We start from the raw sequence: 16,998 nt of genomic DNA, 5'->3' as shown, positions 1-16,998 counted from the left end.
GCATATGTCCGAGCAGTTTCTCTACTTTTTGCAGCAGATGTTTAACGGCGTCACGCTGGGAAGCACCTACGCGCTGATCGCCATCGGCTACACGATGGTTTACGGCATTATCGGCATGATCAACTTCGCCCACGGCGAGGTGTACATGATCGGTAGCTACGTCTCCTTTATGATCATCGCCGCGTTGATGATGATGGGCATCGACAGCAGCTGGTTGCTGGTGGCCGCCGGGTTTGTCGGCGCGATTGTGATTGCCAGCGCCTACGGCTGGAGCATCGAACGGGTGGCCTACCGGCCGGTGCGCAGCTCCAAGCGCCTTATTGCGCTGATCTCCGCCATCGGTATGTCCATCTTCCTGCAAAACTACGTCAGCCTGACAGAAGGTTCGCGTGACGTGGCGCTTCCAAGCCTGTTTAACGGCCAGTGGATTGTGGGGGCCAGCGAAAACTTCTCTGCCTCTGTCACCACCATGCAGCTGGTTATCTGGATTGTGACCTTCCTGGCGATGCTGGCCCTGACCGTTTTCATCCGCTACTCCCGCATGGGACGCGCCTGCCGCGCCTGCGCGGAAGACCTGAAGATGGCGAGCTTGCTCGGGATCAACACCGACCGCGTGATTGCCCTGACCTTCGTGATCGGTGCAGCGATGGCGGCGGTGGCGGGCGTGTTGCTCGGCCAGTTCTACGGCGTAATCAACCCGTACATCGGCTTTATGGCCGGGATGAAAGCCTTCACCGCCGCGGTACTGGGCGGTATCGGCAGCATTCCGGGCGCGATGATTGGCGGCCTGATTTTGGGCGTGGCCGAAGCGCTCTCCTCGGCGTACCTGAGCACCGAATATAAAGATGTGGTGTCGTTTGCCCTGCTGATTCTGGTTCTGCTGGTGATGCCTACCGGTATTCTGGGCCGTCCGGAGGTAGAGAAAGTATGAAACCGATGCATTTTGCGATGGCGCTGCTTTCTGCCGCCATGTTCTTCGTCCTGGCGGGCGTCTTTATGGGCGTCCAGTTAGGGCTGGACGGCACGAAGCTGGTGGTCGACACCGCCGCTGATATTCGCTGGCAGTGGGTGTTTATCGGCACCGCCGTGGTGTTCCTGTTCCAGCTGCTGCGTCCGCTGTTCCAGAAGACGCTGAAGAACGTCTCCGGGCCGAAATTCGTCCTGCCGGCGATCGACGGTACAACCGTGAAGCAGAAGCTGTTCCTTGTGGCGCTGCTGGTGGCTGCCGTGGCGTGGCCGTTTATGGTATCGCGCGGGACGGTGGATATTGCCACCCTGACCATGATCTACGTGATTCTGGGGCTAGGTCTGAACGTGGTGGTGGGGCTGTCTGGCCTGCTGGTGCTGGGCTACGGCGGGTTCTACGCCATCGGCGCGTACACCTTCGCGCTGCTGAACCATTATTACGGCCTCGGCTTCTGGACCTGTTTGCCGCTGGCGGGGCTGGTCTCTGCCGCCGCGGGCTTCCTGCTCGGCTTCCCGGTGCTGCGCCTGCGCGGTGACTACCTGGCGATTGTGACCTTAGGCTTCGGCGAAATCGTCCGTATCCTGCTGCTCAACAATACCGAAGTGACCGGCGGTCCGAACGGCATCAGCCAGATCCCGAAACCGACCTTCTTCGGCCTGGAGTTCAGCCGTACCGCCCGCGAAGGCGGCTGGGATACCTTCAGCAACTTCTTTGGCATCAAATACGACCCGTCCGACCGCGTGATCTGGCTCTACCTGGTGGCGCTGCTGCTGGTGGTGATTACCCTGTTTGTGATCAACCGTCTGCTGCGCATGCCGCTGGGCCGCGCATGGGAAGCGCTGCGTGAGGATGAGATCGCCTGCCGTTCCCTGGGCCTGAATCCGACCCGTATCAAGCTGACCGCGTTTACCATCAGCGCCGCGTTTGCCGGTTTCGCCGGAACGCTGTTTGCCGCGCGTCAGGGCTTCGTCAGCCCGGAATCGTTCACCTTTGCCGAATCGGCCTTCGTGCTGGCGATTGTGGTGCTCGGCGGGATGGGTTCCCAGTTCGCCGTGATCCTCGCGGCCATCCTGCTGGTGGTCTCGCGCGAGCTGATGCGCGACTTTAACGAATACAGCATGCTGATGCTGGGTGGCTTGATGGTGCTGATGATGATCTGGCGTCCGCAGGGCCTGCTGCCGATGACGCGTCCACAGCTGAAGCTTAAGAGCGCGGAAGCGAAAGGAGAGCAGGCATGAGTCAGCCATTATTATCCGTTAACGGTCTGATGATGCGTTTTGGTGGCCTGCTGGCGGTCAACAACGTGAATCTGGATCTGCATAAGAAAGAGATTGTCTCCCTGATTGGCCCGAACGGCGCAGGGAAAACCACAGTATTCAACTGCCTGACCGGTTTTTACAAGCCGACAGGTGGCACCATCATGCTGCGCGACCAGCACCTCGAAGGGCTACCGGGCCAGCAGATTGCCCGCATGGGCGTGGTGCGTACCTTCCAGCACGTGCGTCTGTTCCGGGAGATGACGGTGATTGAGAACCTGCTGGTGGCGCAACATCAGCAACTCAAAACCGGCCTCTTTTCCGGCCTGCTGAAAACCCCGGCCTTCCGCCGCGCGCAGGAGGAGGCGCTCGATCGCGCCGCCACCTGGCTCGACCGTATCGGCCTGCTCCAGCACGCCAACCGTCAGGCGAGCAACCTCGCCTACGGTGACCAGCGTCGCCTTGAGATCGTGCGCTGCATGGTGACCCAGCCGGAGATCCTGATGCTCGACGAACCGGCGGCGGGCCTTAACCCGAAAGAGACCAAAGAGCTGGACGAGCTGATTGCCGAGCTTCGCGATCATCACGACACCACCATCCTGCTGATTGAGCATGACATGAAGCTGGTGATGGGCATTTCGGACCGTATCTACGTGGTTAACCAGGGCACGCCGCTGGCGAACGGCACGCCGGAAGAGATCCGCAGCAACCCGGACGTGATCCGCGCATACCTTGGTGAGGCATAAGATGGAAAAAGCGATGTTAACGTTCGACAAGGTCAATGCGCACTACGGCAAGATCCAGGCGCTGCACGACGTCAGCCTGCATATCAATCAGGGCGAAATCGTCACCCTGATTGGCGCCAACGGCGCGGGGAAAACCACGCTGCTCGGCACCCTGTGCGGCGATCCGCGCGCCACCAGCGGGCGGATTGTGTTTGACGGCAAAGATATTACCGACTGGCAGACGGCTAAAATTATGCGTGAAGCGGTAGCGATCGTCCCGGAAGGGCGTCGCGTGTTCTCGCGCATGACGGTCGAAGAGAACCTGGCGATGGGCGGTTTCTTCGCCCACCGGGATGAATACCAGACCCGCATCAAATGGGTATACGAACTCTTCCCGCGCCTGTGGGAGCGGCGAATTCAGCGCGCGGGCACCATGTCCGGCGGGGAGCAACAGATGCTGGCGATTGGCCGCGCGCTGATGAGCCAGCCGCGTCTGCTGCTGCTGGATGAACCGTCGCTCGGGCTGGCGCCTATCATCATTCAGCAGATTTTCGACACCATCGAGCAGTTGCGCAAAGAGGGGATGACCATCTTCCTCGTCGAGCAGAACGCCAACCAGGCGCTGAAGCTCGCTGACCGTGGCTACGTGCTGGAGAACGGCCGCGTGGTGCTCTCCGATACCGGCGATGCGCTGCTGGCGAACGAAGCGGTGCGGAGCGCGTATTTGGGCGGCTAAGCCGTCTGTATCGCCCGGTGGCGCTGCGCTTACCGGGCCTACGGATACCATGTAGGCCGGGTAAGGCGAAGCCGCCACCCGGCTTTTTTTCATATTAACCCCTTCACACAACCATCATCCCTCTGACGCCTGGCTGTCACCTATCTGTAAACAAACAGTTATTTTTCTGTCATTCGAGCATGTCATGTTACCTCGCGAGCACAAAACGCGTGATATCGCGCATCCGGCATAATAAGAGAGATGACAATGACATCGTTACGACACACAGCTTTGGGTCTGGCAATCGGTCTGGCTTTTGCGACGAACGCAATGGCTGTGACCACCATTCCGTTCTGGCATTCTATGGAAGGGGAGTTGGGTAAAGAGGTTGACTCCCTGGCGCAACGTTTCAACGACACCCACCCGGATTACAAAATTGTGCCGGTGTACAAAGGTAACTACGAGCAGAGCCTGAGCGCGGGCATCGCCGCCTTCCGTACCGGCAACGCGCCAGCCCTGTTACAGGTTTATGAAGTCGGCACCGCGACCATGATGGCCTCCAAAGCCATCAAGCCGGTCTATGAAGTGTTCAAAGACGCGGGCATCAACTTTGACGAATCCCAGTTTGTGCCGACCGTCTCCGGTTACTACACCGATTCCAAAACCGGCCACCTGCTGTCCCAACCGTTTAACAGCTCCACGCCGGTGCTGTACTACAACAAAGATGCCTTCAAAAAAGCCGGTTTAGATCCGGAACAGCCGCCAAAAACCTGGCAGGATCTGGCGGAGTACACCGCGAAGCTGAAAGCGGCGGGGATGAAGTGCGGCTACGCCAGCGGCTGGCAGGGCTGGATCCAGATTGAAAACTTCAGCGCCTGGCACGGCCTGCCGGTTGCCACCAAAAACAACGGCTTCGATGGCACCGACGCGGTTCTGGAATTTAACAAGCCGGAGCAGGTGAAGCACATCGCGCTGCTGGCCGATCTGAACAAGAAGGGCGACTTCAGCTATTTCGGGCGCAAAGACGAATCCACCGAGAAGTTCTACAACGGTGACTGCGCCATTACTACCGCGTCTTCCGGTTCGCTGGCGGACATCCGTCACTACGCCAAATTCAACTACGGCGTGGGCATGATGCCGTACGACGCTGATGTAAAAGGCGCGCCGCAGAACGCCATCATCGGCGGGGCGAGCCTGTGGGTGATGCAGGGTAAAGACAACGGCACCTACAAAGGCGTGGCCGAGTTCCTCGACTTCCTGGCGAAGCCGGAAAACGCCGCCGAGTGGCACCAGAAGACCGGCTACCTGCCGATCACCAAAGCCGCGTACGACCTGACCCGGGAGCAGGGCTTCTACAGCAAGAACCCGGGCGCGGACATCGCGACGCGTCAGATGCTGAACAAGCCGCCGTTGCCGTTCACCAAAGGCCTGCGTCTGGGCAACATGCCACAGATCCGCACCATCGTTGATGAAGAGCTGGAAAGCGTCTGGACCGGGAAGAAAACGCCTCAGCAGGCGCTGGATTCAGCGGTAGAGCGCGGCAACCAACTGTTACGCCGCTTTGAGCAGTCGACGAAGTCTTAATTAAAATCTTACCCCTCACCCTAACCCTCTCCCCATAGGGGAGAGGGGACTGCACGGAGCCGTCTTTTCTCCCTCGCCCCTATGGGGAGAGGGCCGGGGTGAGGGGCGAAAACCTACTTGAGCTAACCTATGTCCTCATCCCGTCCGGTGTTCCGTTCCCGCTGGCTGCCGTACCTGCTGGTTGCGCCGCAGCTGGTCATCACCGTTATCTTCTTTATCTGGCCTGCGGGCGAAGCGCTGTGGTACTCGGTACAAAGCGTCGATCCGTTCGGGCTTTCCAGCCAGTTTGTCGGGCTGGACAACTTTACCGCGCTGTTCCATGACAGCTACTACCTGGACTCCTTCTGGACGACGATCAAATTCAGCGCGCTGGTCACCGTCAGCGGTCTTGTCGCGTCGCTGTTCTTCGCCGCGCTGGTGGATTACGTAGTGCGCGGCAGCCGTCTGTATCAGACCCTGATGCTGCTGCCTTACGCTGTGGCTCCCGCCGTGGCCGCCGTGCTGTGGATCTTCCTGTTTAACCCGGGGCGCGGGCTGATTACCCACTTCCTGGGCGAGTTTGGCTACGACTGGAACCACGCCCAGAACAGCGGTCAGGCGATGTTCCTGGTGGTGTTCGCCTCGGTGTGGAAGCAGATCAGCTATAACTTCCTGTTTTTCTTCGCCGCGCTACAGTCTATCCCGCGTTCGCTGGTGGAGGCCGCCGCGATTGACGGCGCAGGGCCCGTTCGTCGCTTCTTCAAACTGTCGCTGCCGCTGATCGCCCCGGTGAGTTTCTTCCTGCTGGTGGTCAACCTGGTGTACGCCTTCTTCGACACCTTCCCGGTGATCGACGCCGCCACTGCGGGCGGTCCGGTACAGGCGACGACGACGCTGATCTACAAGATCTACCGCGAAGGCTTTGCCGGGCTTGATCTCTCTGCCTCTGCCGCCCAGTCCGTGGTGCTGATGTTCCTCGTCATCATCCTGACGGTGGTGCAGTTCCGCTATGTTGAAAGTAAGGTGCGCTACCAATGATTGAGAACCGTCGCGGGCTGACGATTTTCAGCCATACCCTGCTGATCCTGGGCATCCTCGTCATCCTGTTTCCACTGTACGTGGCCTTCGTCGCCGCCACGCTGGACACCAAAGCGGTGTTCGACACGCCGATGACGCTCGTCCCCGGCGGGCATCTTTTCGAGAACATGAAAACTATCTGGACCCAGGGCGTGGGGGCCAACAGCGCGCCGTTCTGGCTGATGATGCTCAACAGTTTCATCATGGCGTTCGGCATCACCGTCGGCAAAATCACGGTGTCGATGCTTTCGGCCTTCGCCATCGTCTGGTTCCGCTTTCCGCTGCGTAACCTGTTTTTCTGGATGATTTTTATCACTCTGATGCTGCCGGTGGAGGTGCGTATCTTCCCGACGGTGGAGGTGATCGCCAACCTGAAGATGCTCGACAGCTACGCGGGCTTAACCCTGCCGCTGATGGCTTCGGCGACCGCCACCTTCCTGTTCCGCCAGTTCTTTATGACCCTGCCGGATGAGCTGATTGAAGCCGCGCGTATTGACGGCGCCTCGCCGATGCGCTTCTTCCGCGACATCGTGCTGCCGCTGTCGAAAACCAACCTTGCGGCGCTGTTTGTGATCACCTTTATCTACGGCTGGAACCAGTACCTGTGGCCGCTGCTGATCGTTCAGGACGTCAACCTCGGCACCGCCGTGGCAGGCATCAAAGGCATGATCGCCACCGGCGAAGGCACCACCCTCTGGAACCAGGTAATGGCGGCGATGCTGCTCACCCTTATCCCCCCGGTCGTTATCGTTTTAGCCATGCAGCGTGCGTTTGTGCGTGGTTTAGTGGACAGTGAGAAATAAGATGGCAGGTTTAAAATTACAGGCAGTAACCAAAAGCTGGGACGGCAAAACCCAGGTCATTCAGCCGCTGACGCTCGACGTGGCGGACGGGGAATTTATCGTCATGGTCGGCCCGTCCGGCTGTGGGAAATCCACGCTGCTGCGCATGGTGGCGGGGCTGGAACGCGTGACGTCCGGGGATATCTGGATTGACCGCCAGCGCGTTACCGAGATGGAACCCAAAGATCGCGGCATCGCGATGGTGTTCCAGAACTACGCCCTCTATCCGCACATGAGCGTGGAAGAGAACATGGCCTGGGGGCTGAAAATTCGCGGCATGGGCAAAGGCCATATCGAGGAGCGCGTGAAAGAAGCCGCGCGCATTCTGGAGCTTGACGGCCTGCTCAAGCGTCGCCCGCGTGAGCTTTCCGGCGGCCAGCGTCAGCGCGTGGCGATGGGGCGCGCCATCGTGCGCGATCCGGCGGTCTTTCTGTTCGACGAACCGCTGTCAAACCTCGACGCCAAGCTGCGCGTGCAGATGCGCCTTGAGCTACAGCAGCTGCATCGCCGCCTGAAAACCACGTCCCTCTACGTGACCCACGATCAGGTAGAGGCCATGACTCTCGCCCAGCGCGTGATGGTGATGAACAAAGGCATCGCCGAGCAGATTGGCACCCCGGTGGAAGTCTACGAAAAACCGGCCAGCCGTTTTGTGGCGAGCTTTATCGGCAGTCCGGCGATGAACCTGCTGGACGGGCGGATCAATGCTGCAGGAACCCATTTTGAGCTGGAAAGCGGGATGGCGTTGCCGATCAACTGGTACTATCGTGGCTACGCCGGGCGTAAGATGACGCTCGGTATCCGCCCGGAGCATATTGGTTTGACGTCTCAGGCGGACGGCGGCGTGCCGCTGGTGATGGACACGCTGGAGATGCTGGGCGCAGACAACCTGGCGCACGGACGCTGGGGCGAACAAAAGCTGGTGGTGCGCCTGCCGCATCAGGAGCGCCCGAAGGCAGGCAGCACGCTGTGGCTGCATATGCCGGAAAATCACCTGCACTTATTTGACGGTGAAACAGGACAACGAGTATGAGCAACTGGCCTTACCCCCATATTGTCGCCCACCGTGGCGGCGGTAAACTGGCGCCGGAAAACACCCTGGCGGCAATTGACGCTGGCGCGCGCTACGGCCACACGATGATCGAGTTCGACGCCAAGCTGTCGAAGGACGGCGAAATTTTCCTGCTGCATGACGACAACCTTGAACGCACCAGCAACGGCTGGGGCGTGGCGGGCGAACTGCCGTGGCGCGATCTGCTGAAGGTGGACGCCGGAAGCTGGTTCAGCGGTGAATTCAAAGGCGAACCATTGCCGCTACTGGCGGAAGTGGCGGACCGCTGCCGACAGCACGGCATGATGGCTAACATCGAAATCAAACCGACCACCGGCACCGGGCCGCTGACGGGCAAAGTCATCGCGCTGGCCGCGCGTGAGCTGTGGGAAGGGATGACGGTACCGCTGCTGTCGTCGTTTGACATCGACGCGCTGGAAGCGGCACAGGCGGCCGTACCAGAGCTGCCGCGCGGGCTGCTGCTGGATGAGTGGCGAGAAGACTGGCGCGCGCTGACTGCCCGCTTAGCTTGCGTGTCGATCCACCTCAACCATAAGCTGCTGGATGAAGCGCGCGTGACGCTGTTGAAAGAGGCCGGTCTGCATATCCTGGTCTACACCGTCAACAAACCCCAGCGTGCAGCCGAGCTGCTGCGCTGGGGCGTGGACAGCATCTGTACCGATGCGATTGACCAGATCGGGCCGAACTTTATTTATTAAGCATACTGCCGTTCTGCTGGGTCGGCAGCATATGCTGCTGACCGCTGCTTTGCGACATCCCGCCCCCTAACATCCCACCGTTTGAGTTTGACAGCGGCTGCTCGCGCATCTGGCCCTGCTGCACGCGCTGGGTATTAGCGTTCATCTGGTTTTGCAGGTGCTGCTGCTGCACCTGGGTCTGCGTCTTTAACTGCTGATTAAGCATCCCTTTCTGCTGCTGTTGCTGGCTCATCATCTCCGTCTGCATACGCTGCTGGCTCGGAATGACATAGCCCTGCTGGTTCGGGTTGTTCAGCGTGTTTATCGGCTGTGCGAGCGCGGCGAACGGAAGCAGCGCGATCAGGATCGGTAATCGTTTCATGGTTATCTCCTCCTTTGAGGCTTCTCTTAAGTTTATCCTGATTCCGACATAACGATGATTTTTTAAGAGTTGTGAACCAGGCTTAAGCGGGGAATATAGGCCCCTTCACCTGGAGAACAATAATGATGAAACCAACCTTTTTGCGCTGGGTCGCCATCGCTGCGCTGATGGCAGGCGGCACATTTACCGTGGCGGCCAATCCGCCCGCCGCTCCTCCGGTCTCTTACGGCGTGGAGGAGGATGTTTTTCATCCCGTGCGGGCGACGCATGGCATGGTGGCCTCGGTTGACGCGCTGGCAACTCAGGTGGGCGTCGATATTCTTAAACAGGGCGGTAACGCGGTGGATGCGGCGGTCGCGGTCGGGTACGCACTGGCGGTAACGCATCCACAGGCGGGGAACCTGGGCGGCGGCGGGTTTATGATGCTGCGCACGAAAGACGGTAAAACTACGGCCATCGACTTCCGTGAGATGGCGCCGAATCAGGCCTCCCGCGATATGTTCCTCGACGATCAGGGCAATCCGGACAGTAAAAAATCCCTGAACTCGCACCTTGCCTCCGGCACGCCGGGCACCGTTGCGGGGTTCTCGCTGGCGCTGGAAAAATACGGCACGCTGCCGCTGAATAAAGTGGTGCAGCCTGCCATCAGGCTGGCGCGAGACGGCTTCGTCGTCAACGACGCGCTGGCGGACGACCTCAAAACCTACGGCAGCGAAGTTATTCCCAATCATGAAAACAGCAAGGCTATCTTCTGGAAAGACGGCGAGCCGCTGAAGAAGGGCGATAAGCTGGTGCAGAAGAACCTCGCAAAAAGTCTCGAACTGATTGCCGAAAACGGTCCGGACGCCTTCTATAAGGGGCCGATTGCCGATCAAATTGCCGACGAGATGCAGAAGAACGGCGGGCTGATCACCAAAGCGGATCTGGCGGAATATAAGGCGGTGGAGCGCGAGCCGATTAGCGGCACCTATCGCGGCTACGAGGTCTTCTCCATGCCGCCGCCGTCCTCCGGGGGCATTCACATTGTGCAGATCCTCAATATTCTGGAAAACTTCGATATGCACAAGTTCGGCTTCGGTAGTGCCGATGCCATGCAGGTGATGGCGGAGGCAGAAAAGCGCGCCTACGCGGATCGCTCGGAATACCTTGGCGATCCGGATTTCGTGAAGGTGCCGTGGCAGGCGCTGACTAACAAAGCCTATGCCAAATCGATTGCCGATGAGATCGACATCAACAAGGCTAAACCGTCCAGCGAGATCCGCCCGGGCAAGCTGGCGCCGTATGAAAGTAACCAGACCACCCACTTCTCGGTCGTGGACAAAGACGGAAACGCGGTGGCGGTGACATACACGCTCAACACCACCTTCGGCACCGGGATTGTGGCGGGCAACAGCGGTATTTTGCTGAACAACGAGATGGATGACTTCTCGGCCAAGCCGGGCGTGCCGAACGTCTACGGGCTGGTCGGCGGCGATGCAAATGCGGTCGGGCCGAAGAAGCGCCCGCTGTCGTCCATGTCGCCCACCATCGTGGTGAAAGACGGCAAAACCTGGCTGGTGACCGGCAGCCCGGGCGGGAGCCGGATTATCACCACCGTGCTGCAAATGGTGGTGAACAGCATCGACTTTGGGATGAACGTCGCCGAAGCGACCAATGCGCCGCGTTTCCATCACCAGTGGCTGCCGGACGAGTTGCGCGTGGAGAAGGGCTTTAGCCCGGATACCCTCAAGCTGCTTGAGCAGCGCGGGCAGAAGGTGGCGGTGAAGGAGGCGATGGGCAGCACCCAGAGCATTATGGCCGGGCCGGACGGGGCACTGTTTGGCGCGTCGGATCCGCGGTCGGTGGATGATTTAACGGCGGGGTATTGAGGGCTCCCCTGACCCTAACCCTCTCCCCATAGGGGAGAGGGGATTGCACGGTGCGGTCTTTTCTCCCTCGCCCCTTCGGGGAGAGGGTCGGGGTGAGGGGTTACTTCATCCGCGCCATATAATACGCGTCCACGTACTCGCCGTTGCGCAGGGCGTAGCGCCTGCCGGTGCCTTCAATCTCAAACCCGTGCTTTTTGTACACCGCGATTGCCGGTGCGTTATCGACAAACACCGTTAACTCGATGCGGTCGACGCGCAGCCAGTTATCGCACATATCAATCATGGTGCGTATCAGCGCGCTGGCGACGCCCCGGTTTTGCCACTGCGCACCCACACAAATTCCAAAATCGGCGACGTGGCTGCGGCGCGGACGCTGAGCTACGGCAATGCATAGATGCCCGGCGACGGTATCATCAATACAGGCGACCAACTGCTTGATACCGGGCTGATCGGTTAGCCGGTCATGCCACATCTGCTCTGAGGGATGAGGAACCTGTAGCGTGTTGTGGTACACCTCCGGCTGGGCGTGGATCTGACGAATGGCGTCGTAATCTTTCGGTTCAGCGTGGCGTATCACTATCTCACTCATTCCTTGTTCCTCAGTCAGTTAAAAGTCCCTTCCAACATCAGTGACTTTAAAAGTTGAGTCAATCGCTATTTTTTGCAAAAAGTGTTGGACAAGTGCGAATGAGAATGATTATTATTGCTCTGCATTCAGGAAGACCTCCTACGGGAACCTGAAAGCACGACATTGCTCACATTGCTTCCAGTATTACTTTAGCCAGCTTCTCGCTGGCTTTTTTTTTGTTATGGTTAGACTCAGTAACCTTCCAAAAGGACTGAGCCATGACACTACATTGTGCATTTATTGGATTTGGCAAAAGCACCACGCGTTACCACCTTCCGTATGTTCTTAACCGAAAAGAGACCTGGCACGTGGCCCATATCTATCGGCGCCGCGCGAAGCCAGAAGAGCAGTCTCCGCAGTATTCCCATATTCATTTCACCAGCGATCTTGATGAAGTGTTAAATGATCCGCAGGTGAAGCTGGTGGTGGTCTGTACCCACGCCGACAGCCACTTTGACTACGCAAAACGCGCGCTGGAAGCAGGTAAAAACGTGCTGGTGGAAAAACCGTTCACCCCGACCATCGCCGAAGCGAAGGAACTCTTTGCGCTGGCGAAAAGCAAAGGGCTGACCGTCACGCCGTACCAGAACCGTCGCTTTGACAGCTGCTTCCTGACGGCAAAAAAGGCAATCGAAAGCGGCAAGCTTGGCGATATTGTGGAGATCGAAAGCCACTTCGATTACTACCGCCCTGTGGCAGAAACCAAACCCGGCCTGCCGCAGGACGGGTCGTTCTACGGTCTGGGCGTACACACCATGGACCAGATCATCTCCCTGTTTGGCCGCCCGGACCACGTGGCGTATGACATCCGCAGCCTGCGCAATAAGGCCAATCCGGACGATACCTTCGAAGCACAGCTGTTCTACGGCGACCTGAAAGCCATCGTCAAAACCAGTCATCTGGTGAAAATCGACTACCCGAAATTTATCGTTCACGGCAAGAAAGGCTCCTTTATCAAGTACGGCATTGACCAGCAGGAGACCAGCCTGAAGGCCAGCATCATGCCGGGCGAACCGGGCTTTGCGGCAGATGATTCCGTGGGCGTGCTGGAGTACGTGAACGACGAGGGCCTGACGGTCAGGGAAGAGCTGAAGCCGGAAACGGGCGATTATGGACGCGTCTACGATGCGCTGTATGAAACCCTCTCCAGCGGCACGCCGAATTACGTCAAGGAATCTGACGTTCTGACGAACCTGGAAATCCTTGAACGGGCCTTCGAACAGGCTTCCCCTGCCACGGTAACCCTCGCCAGATAAGCAAAAATGGCTCCTTTGCGCTTGTTCTAAATTTTTGAACAGAGGAGTCAATTTTCACCCTCTATGATCCCTGAGCGTTTGCGTCCACACTTACTCCATCGAAACGAACTGAGGGTGAAAACAATGATCTACTTACGCAAAGCAAACGAACGTGGTCACGCGAATCATGGCTGGCTGGACTCATGGCATTCATTCTCGTTTGCCGACTACTACGACCCGAACTTCATGGGCTTCTCCGCGCTGCGCGTCATTAACGACGACGTGATTGATGCAGGCCAGGGCTTCGGTACCCACCCGCACAAGGACATGGAAATCCTGACCTATGTGCTGGAAGGGGCGGTTGAGCACCAGGACAGCATGGGCAATAAAGAGCAGGTTCCGGCGGGCGAGTTCCAGATTATGAGCGCGGGGACCGGGGTGCGTCACTCTGAGTACAACCCGAGCAAAACGGAAAAACTGCACCTGTATCAAATCTGGATCATTCCAGAAGAGACCGGCATCACGCCACGCTACGAACAGCGCCGCTTCGATGCGAAACAGGGTAAACAGCTGGTGCTCTCCCCGGATGCGCGTGAAGGTTCCCTGAAAGTGCATCAGGATATGGAGCTGTACCGCTGGGCGCTGGCGAAAGATGAACAGTCTGTGCACCAGATCGCCGCCAACCGCCGCGTCTGGATCCAGGTGGTGAAAGGCGAGGTGTCCATCAACGGCACCAAAGCCACCACCGCCGATGGCCTGGCAGTCTGGGATGAGCAGGCGCTCTCCGTGCATGCCGACAGCGAAAGTGAAATTCTGCTGTTTGATCTGCCGCCGGTCTAAATAATTTCTCAACCTTCCCTTTAAACGGGGAAGGTTGAGCTTTGTCCGTGATAAACTGAGCAAATCTCTCACTTCAAGATTTCTCAGGACGATGAAAAAGAAACGCCCCGTACTTCAGGATGTCGCCGATCGCGTCGGTGTGACCAAAATGACGGTCAGCCGTTTTTTACGTAACCCGGAGCAGGTTTCCGTGGCGTTGCGTGGCAAGATTGCCGCCGCCCTTGATGAACTGGGTTATATCCCCAACCGCGCGCCCGATATTCTCTCCAATGCGACCAGCCGTGCGGTGGGCGTCCTGCTTCCTTCCTTAACCAACCAGGTTTTCGCTGAAGTGCTGCGTGGCATCGAAAGCGTGACCGATGCCTTTGGTTATCAGACCATGCTCGCCCACTATGGGTACAAGCCGGAACTGGAAGAGGAACGTCTTGAATCGATGCTTTCCTGGAACATTGACGGCCTGATTTTAACGGAACGTACTCACACCCCGCGCACGCTGAAAATGATTGAAGTGGCAGGCATTCCGGTGGTGGAGCTGATGGACAGCCAGTCGCCGTGCCTCGACATCGCCGTGGGGTTCGATAACTTTGAAGCGGCGCGTCAGATGACGGCGGCGATCATCGCCCGCGGTCATCGCCATGTGGCCTATCTGGGTGCGCGTCTGGATGAACGTACTATCATCAAACAGAAGGGATACGAGCAGGCGATGCTCGACGCCGGTTTAACCCCGTACAGCGTGATGGTGGAGCAATCTTCCTCTTATACGTCGGGTATTGAGCTGATGCGTCAGGCGCGACGCGAGTATCCGCAACTGGACGGTATTTTCTGTACCAACGATGACCTTGCGGTCGGCGCCGCGTTTGAGTGTCAGCGTCTGGGTTTAAAAATCCCGGATGATATGGCGATTGCCGGCTTCCACGGCCACGACATTGGCCAGGTGATGGAGCCGCGTCTGGCAAGCGTCCTGACCCCGCGTGAACGCATGGGCCGCATTGGTGCAGAACGCCTGCTGGCGCGCATTCGTGGTGAGGCAGTTACCCCTAAAATGTTAGATTTAGGTTTCACCTTGTCACCGGGTGGATCTATTTAATCCGACAAATTTGAAGTAGCTCACACTTATTCACTTCGCGCACGTTTGGATATTGCTTCTCTTATGCCCCGGCAGGACAATGTTACCGATAACTGTTACCCGTAACAATTGACTGAGGGACACCCTTTGAGCACGACTAATCACGATCACCACGTTTACGTCCTGATGGGCGTGTCCGGTAGCGGTAAATCTGCCGTGGCGAGCGAAGTGGCGCATCAACTCCAGGCTGCGTTTCTTGATGGTGACTTCCTCCATCCGCGCAGCAACATCATGAAAATGGCTTCCGGCGAGCCGCTGAATGACGACGACCGCAAACCCTGGTTGCAGGCGCTGAATGATGCCGCGTTCGCGATGCAGCGCACCAATAAAGTCTCCCTGATAGTCTGTTCCGCGCTGAAAAAAACCTATCGCGACCTGCTGCGCGATGGCAACCCGAACCTCTCTTTCATCTACCTGAAAGGCGATTTCGGGGTAATTGAAAGCCGCCTGAAGGCGCGTAAAGGCCACTTCTTCAAAACCCAGATGCTGGTAACGCAGTTCGAAGCGTTGCAGGAGCCTGGGGCTGACGAACAGGATGTCTTAGTGGTTGATATCGATCAGCCGCTGGAAGGTGTTGTTGCCAGCACCATCGAGGTTATTAATAAAAGGCAGTAAGTTTTGAGTACATTAACGCTTGTTTTGACAGCAGTGGGTTCCGTATTGCTGCTGCTGTTTTTAGTGATGAAGGCACGTATGCACGCCTTCGTTGCTTTGATGGTGGTTTCTATTGGTGCCGGTCTCTTTTCCGGAATGCCGCTCGACAAAATTGCGGCGACGATGGAAAAAGGGATGGGCGGCACGCTCGGCTTCCTGGCCATCGTAGTCGCGCTCGGCGCGATGTTTGGCAAGATTTTGCACGAGACGGGCGCGGTCGATCAGATTGCCGTCAAGATGCTGAAATCCTTCGGACACAGCCGTGCGCACTACGCGATTGGTCTGGCTGGTCTGATTTGCGCGCTGCCGCTGTTCTTTGAAGTGGCGGTGGTGCTGCTGATTAGCGTGGCGTTCTCCATGGCACGCCATACCGGTACCAACCTCGTGAAGCTGGTCATTCCGCTGTTTGCGGGCGTGGCGGCGGCAGCGGCGTTTCTGCTGCCGGGGCCTGCGCCGATGCTGCTGGCTTCCCAGATGCATGCTGACTTTGGCTGGATGATCCTGATTGGCCTGTGTGCGGCGATCCCGGGGATGATTATCGCCGGTCCGCTGTGGGGCAACTTCATTAGCCGTTACGTTGAGCTGCACATTCCGGATGACATCTCCGAGCCGCACCTGGGCGAGGGCAAAATGCCGTCCTTCGGCTTCAGTCTGTCGCTGATCCTGCTGCCGCTGGTGCTGGTGGGCCTGAAAACCATCGCTGCCCGCTTTGTGCCGGTGGGGTCAACCGCTTACGAATGGTTCGAATTTATTGGCCATCCGTTCACTGCGATCCTGGTGGCGTGTCTGGTCGCGATTTACGGGCTGGCGATGCGTCAGGGCATGCCAAAAGATCGCGTGATGGAGATATGCGGTGCCGCGCTACAACCGGCGGGTATTATTCTGCTGGTGATCGGGGCGGGCGGCGTGTTCAAGCAGGTGCTGGTGGATTCCGGTGTGGGTCCGGCGCTGGGCGAAGCGCTGACCGGAATGGGCCTGCCGATTGCGGTCACCTGCTTCGTGCTGGCCGCGGCGGTGCGTATCATTCAGGGCTCCGCGACCGTGGCGTGCTTAACCGCGGTGGGGCTGGTGATGCCGGTGATTGAACAGCTGAACTACTCCGGCGCGCAGATGGCGGCGCTCTCTATCTGTATCGCGGGCGGTTCGATTGTGGTTTCTCACGTGAACGACGCAGGCTTCTGGCTGTTCGGTAAATTTACCGGCGCAACCGAAGCGCAAACCCTCAAAACCTGGACGCTGATGGAAACCATCCTCGGCACGACGGGTGCGGTTGTCGGGATGATTGCGTTTACGCTGCTGAGCTAACGAGACCGTATTTTGTCGGGTGGCGGCTTCGCCTTACCCGACCTACAAAAAAATCAGGTCCCGTAG

At 58.3% G+C, this 16,998-nt stretch carries 17 protein-coding genes; 15 read left to right on the top strand and 2 right to left on the bottom strand.

The genetic code is table 11. From position 1 onward, the window contains the following. The first annotated feature begins 4 nt into the window (after nt 1–4). The 9 genes from livH to ugpQ all read left to right on the top strand — a co-directional run bounded on the left by livH (nt 5) and on the right by ugpQ (nt 8,915). Nucleotides 5–931 carry a high-affinity branched-chain amino acid ABC transporter permease LivH gene (gene livH, locus ACQG11_RS07615; RefSeq protein ID WP_022649662.1) on the top strand — a complete coding sequence of 309 codons (927 nt, stop codon included), beginning with the start codon at nt 5–7 and terminating at the stop codon, nt 929–931. Continuing rightward, nucleotides 928–2,205: a high-affinity branched-chain amino acid ABC transporter permease LivM gene (locus ACQG11_RS07610; protein ID WP_069597026.1), complete on the top strand. Its 1,278-nt coding sequence runs from the start codon at nt 928–930 to the stop codon at nt 2,203–2,205. Before livH ends, ACQG11_RS07610 begins: the two co-directional genes overlap by 4 nt. Continuing rightward, entirely contained in the window at nt 2,202–2,969 is a 768-nt protein-coding gene (livG, locus tag ACQG11_RS07605) for a high-affinity branched-chain amino acid ABC transporter ATP-binding protein LivG (protein WP_022649661.1), read from the top strand. The genes ACQG11_RS07610 and livG overlap by 4 nt, the downstream gene beginning before the upstream one ends. A gap of 1 nt (nt 2,970) precedes the next feature. Beyond that, nucleotides 2,971–3,684: a high-affinity branched-chain amino acid ABC transporter ATP-binding protein LivF gene (gene livF, locus ACQG11_RS07600; RefSeq protein WP_023298801.1), complete on the top strand. Its 714-nt coding sequence runs from the start codon at nt 2,971–2,973 to the stop codon at nt 3,682–3,684. 246 nt (nt 3,685–3,930) lie between these two features. Then, nucleotides 3,931–5,247, top strand: a complete 1,317-nt coding sequence (ugpB, locus tag ACQG11_RS07595; protein ID WP_022649659.1) for a sn-glycerol-3-phosphate ABC transporter substrate-binding protein UgpB — start codon at nt 3,931–3,933, stop codon at nt 5,245–5,247. A gap of 129 nt (nt 5,248–5,376) precedes the next feature. Next, nucleotides 5,377–6,264, top strand: a complete 888-nt coding sequence (gene ugpA, locus ACQG11_RS07590) for a sn-glycerol-3-phosphate ABC transporter permease UgpA (protein WP_022649658.1) — start codon at nt 5,377–5,379, stop codon at nt 6,262–6,264. Continuing rightward, nucleotides 6,261–7,106: a sn-glycerol-3-phosphate ABC transporter permease UgpE gene (gene ugpE, locus ACQG11_RS07585; RefSeq protein WP_023298800.1), complete on the top strand. Its 846-nt coding sequence runs from the start codon at nt 6,261–6,263 to the stop codon at nt 7,104–7,106. Before ugpA ends, ugpE begins: the two co-directional genes overlap by 4 nt. Nucleotide 7,107: 1 nt before the next feature. Beyond that, a complete protein-coding gene (locus ACQG11_RS07580; RefSeq protein ID WP_022649656.1) occupies nt 7,108–8,178 on the top strand; it encodes a sn-glycerol-3-phosphate import ATP-binding protein UgpC in 1,071 nt (356 codons plus the stop codon). Further along, nucleotides 8,175–8,915: a glycerophosphodiester phosphodiesterase gene (gene ugpQ / locus ACQG11_RS07575; RefSeq protein WP_063163687.1), complete on the top strand. Its 741-nt coding sequence runs from the start codon at nt 8,175–8,177 to the stop codon at nt 8,913–8,915. Before ACQG11_RS07580 ends, ugpQ begins: the two co-directional genes overlap by 4 nt. On the opposite strand, the gene ACQG11_RS07570 is transcribed toward ugpQ, so the two are convergent. Next, nucleotides 8,905–9,276, bottom strand: a complete 372-nt coding sequence (locus ACQG11_RS07570) for a DUF2756 family protein (RefSeq protein ID WP_069597024.1) — start codon at nt 9,274–9,276, stop codon at nt 8,905–8,907. The two genes, ugpQ and ACQG11_RS07570, sit on opposite strands and share 11 nt — an antisense overlap. Nucleotides 9,277–9,398: 122 nt before the next feature. Here ACQG11_RS07570 and ggt point away from each other — a divergent pair, with 122 nt between their 5' ends. Then, nucleotides 9,399–11,144 (top strand): gamma-glutamyltransferase, encoded by a 1,746-nt coding sequence (gene ggt / locus ACQG11_RS07565; protein WP_426728280.1) that lies wholly within the window; start codon nt 9,399–9,401, stop codon nt 11,142–11,144. Nucleotides 11,145–11,244: 100 nt separating this feature from the next. Here the strand turns inward: ggt and yhhY are convergent, their stop codons facing one another. After that, a complete protein-coding gene (gene yhhY, locus ACQG11_RS07560) occupies nt 11,245–11,733 on the bottom strand; it encodes an N-acetyltransferase (protein ID WP_023298796.1) in 489 nt (162 codons plus the stop codon). Between the two features lie 257 nt (nt 11,734–11,990). On the opposite strand from yhhY, the gene ACQG11_RS07555 reads away from it, so the two are divergent. From ACQG11_RS07555 to gntU, 5 genes are all read left to right on the top strand, one after another. Then, nucleotides 11,991–13,028 (top strand): oxidoreductase, encoded by a 1,038-nt coding sequence (locus ACQG11_RS07555; protein WP_426728279.1) that lies wholly within the window; start codon nt 11,991–11,993, stop codon nt 13,026–13,028. A 123-nt stretch (nt 13,029–13,151) separates the two neighbouring features. Continuing rightward, nucleotides 13,152–13,847, top strand: coding sequence for a pirin family protein (locus ACQG11_RS07550; protein ID WP_003861565.1), 696 nt, complete (start codon nt 13,152–13,154; stop codon nt 13,845–13,847). Nucleotides 13,848–13,938: 91 nt separating this feature from the next. Further along, entirely contained in the window at nt 13,939–14,934 is a 996-nt protein-coding gene (gene gntR / locus ACQG11_RS07545) for a gluconate operon transcriptional repressor GntR (protein WP_003861567.1), read from the top strand. A 126-nt stretch (nt 14,935–15,060) separates the two neighbouring features. Further along, complete coding sequence (gene gntK, locus ACQG11_RS07540; RefSeq protein ID WP_003861569.1) at nt 15,061–15,588, top strand: gluconokinase; 528 nt, start codon at nt 15,061–15,063, stop codon at nt 15,586–15,588. 3 nt (nt 15,589–15,591) lie between these two features. Beyond that, on the top strand, nt 15,592–16,932 hold the full coding sequence (gntU, locus tag ACQG11_RS07535; protein WP_017693851.1) for a gluconate transporter: 1,341 nt from the start codon (nt 15,592–15,594) through the stop codon (nt 16,930–16,932). The last annotated feature ends 66 nt before the right edge of the window (nt 16,933–16,998 follow it).

This window comes from Enterobacter cloacae complex sp. 372C4 (assembly GCF_050030615.1).
In the GTDB taxonomy this organism is placed as follows: Bacteria; Pseudomonadota; Gammaproteobacteria; order Enterobacterales; family Enterobacteriaceae; genus Enterobacter; species Enterobacter intestinihominis.
Note: the sequence above shows the minus strand (reverse complement) of the source record. Positions and strands in the feature narration are given on the sequence as shown.

Coding starts and splice junctions, on each gene's coding strand:
- livF (WP_023298801.1), top strand. CDS start 2,971: ATGGAAAAAGCGATGTTAACGTTCGACAAGGTCAATGCGCACTACGGC.
- ACQG11_RS07570 (WP_069597024.1), bottom strand. CDS start 9,276: ATGAAACGATTACCGATCCTGATCGCGCTGCTTCCGTTCGCCGCGCTC.
- ugpQ (WP_063163687.1), top strand. CDS start 8,175: ATGAGCAACTGGCCTTACCCCCATATTGTCGCCCACCGTGGCGGCGGT.
- gntR (WP_003861567.1), top strand. CDS start 13,939: ATGAAAAAGAAACGCCCCGTACTTCAGGATGTCGCCGATCGCGTCGGT.
- ugpE (WP_023298800.1), top strand. CDS start 6,261: ATGATTGAGAACCGTCGCGGGCTGACGATTTTCAGCCATACCCTGCTG.
- ACQG11_RS07555 (WP_426728279.1), top strand. CDS start 11,991: ATGACACTACATTGTGCATTTATTGGATTTGGCAAAAGCACCACGCGT.
- ACQG11_RS07610 (WP_069597026.1), top strand. CDS start 928: ATGAAACCGATGCATTTTGCGATGGCGCTGCTTTCTGCCGCCATGTTC.
- ugpA (WP_022649658.1), top strand. CDS start 5,377: ATGTCCTCATCCCGTCCGGTGTTCCGTTCCCGCTGGCTGCCGTACCTG.
- livG (WP_022649661.1), top strand. CDS start 2,202: ATGAGTCAGCCATTATTATCCGTTAACGGTCTGATGATGCGTTTTGGT.
- ugpB (WP_022649659.1), top strand. CDS start 3,931: ATGACATCGTTACGACACACAGCTTTGGGTCTGGCAATCGGTCTGGCT.
- yhhY (WP_023298796.1), bottom strand. CDS start 11,733: ATGAGTGAGATAGTGATACGCCACGCTGAACCGAAAGATTACGACGCC.
- ACQG11_RS07550 (WP_003861565.1), top strand. CDS start 13,152: ATGATCTACTTACGCAAAGCAAACGAACGTGGTCACGCGAATCATGGC.
- livH (WP_022649662.1), top strand. CDS start 5: ATGTCCGAGCAGTTTCTCTACTTTTTGCAGCAGATGTTTAACGGCGTC.
- ACQG11_RS07580 (WP_022649656.1), top strand. CDS start 7,108: ATGGCAGGTTTAAAATTACAGGCAGTAACCAAAAGCTGGGACGGCAAA.
- ggt (WP_426728280.1), top strand. CDS start 9,399: ATGATGAAACCAACCTTTTTGCGCTGGGTCGCCATCGCTGCGCTGATG.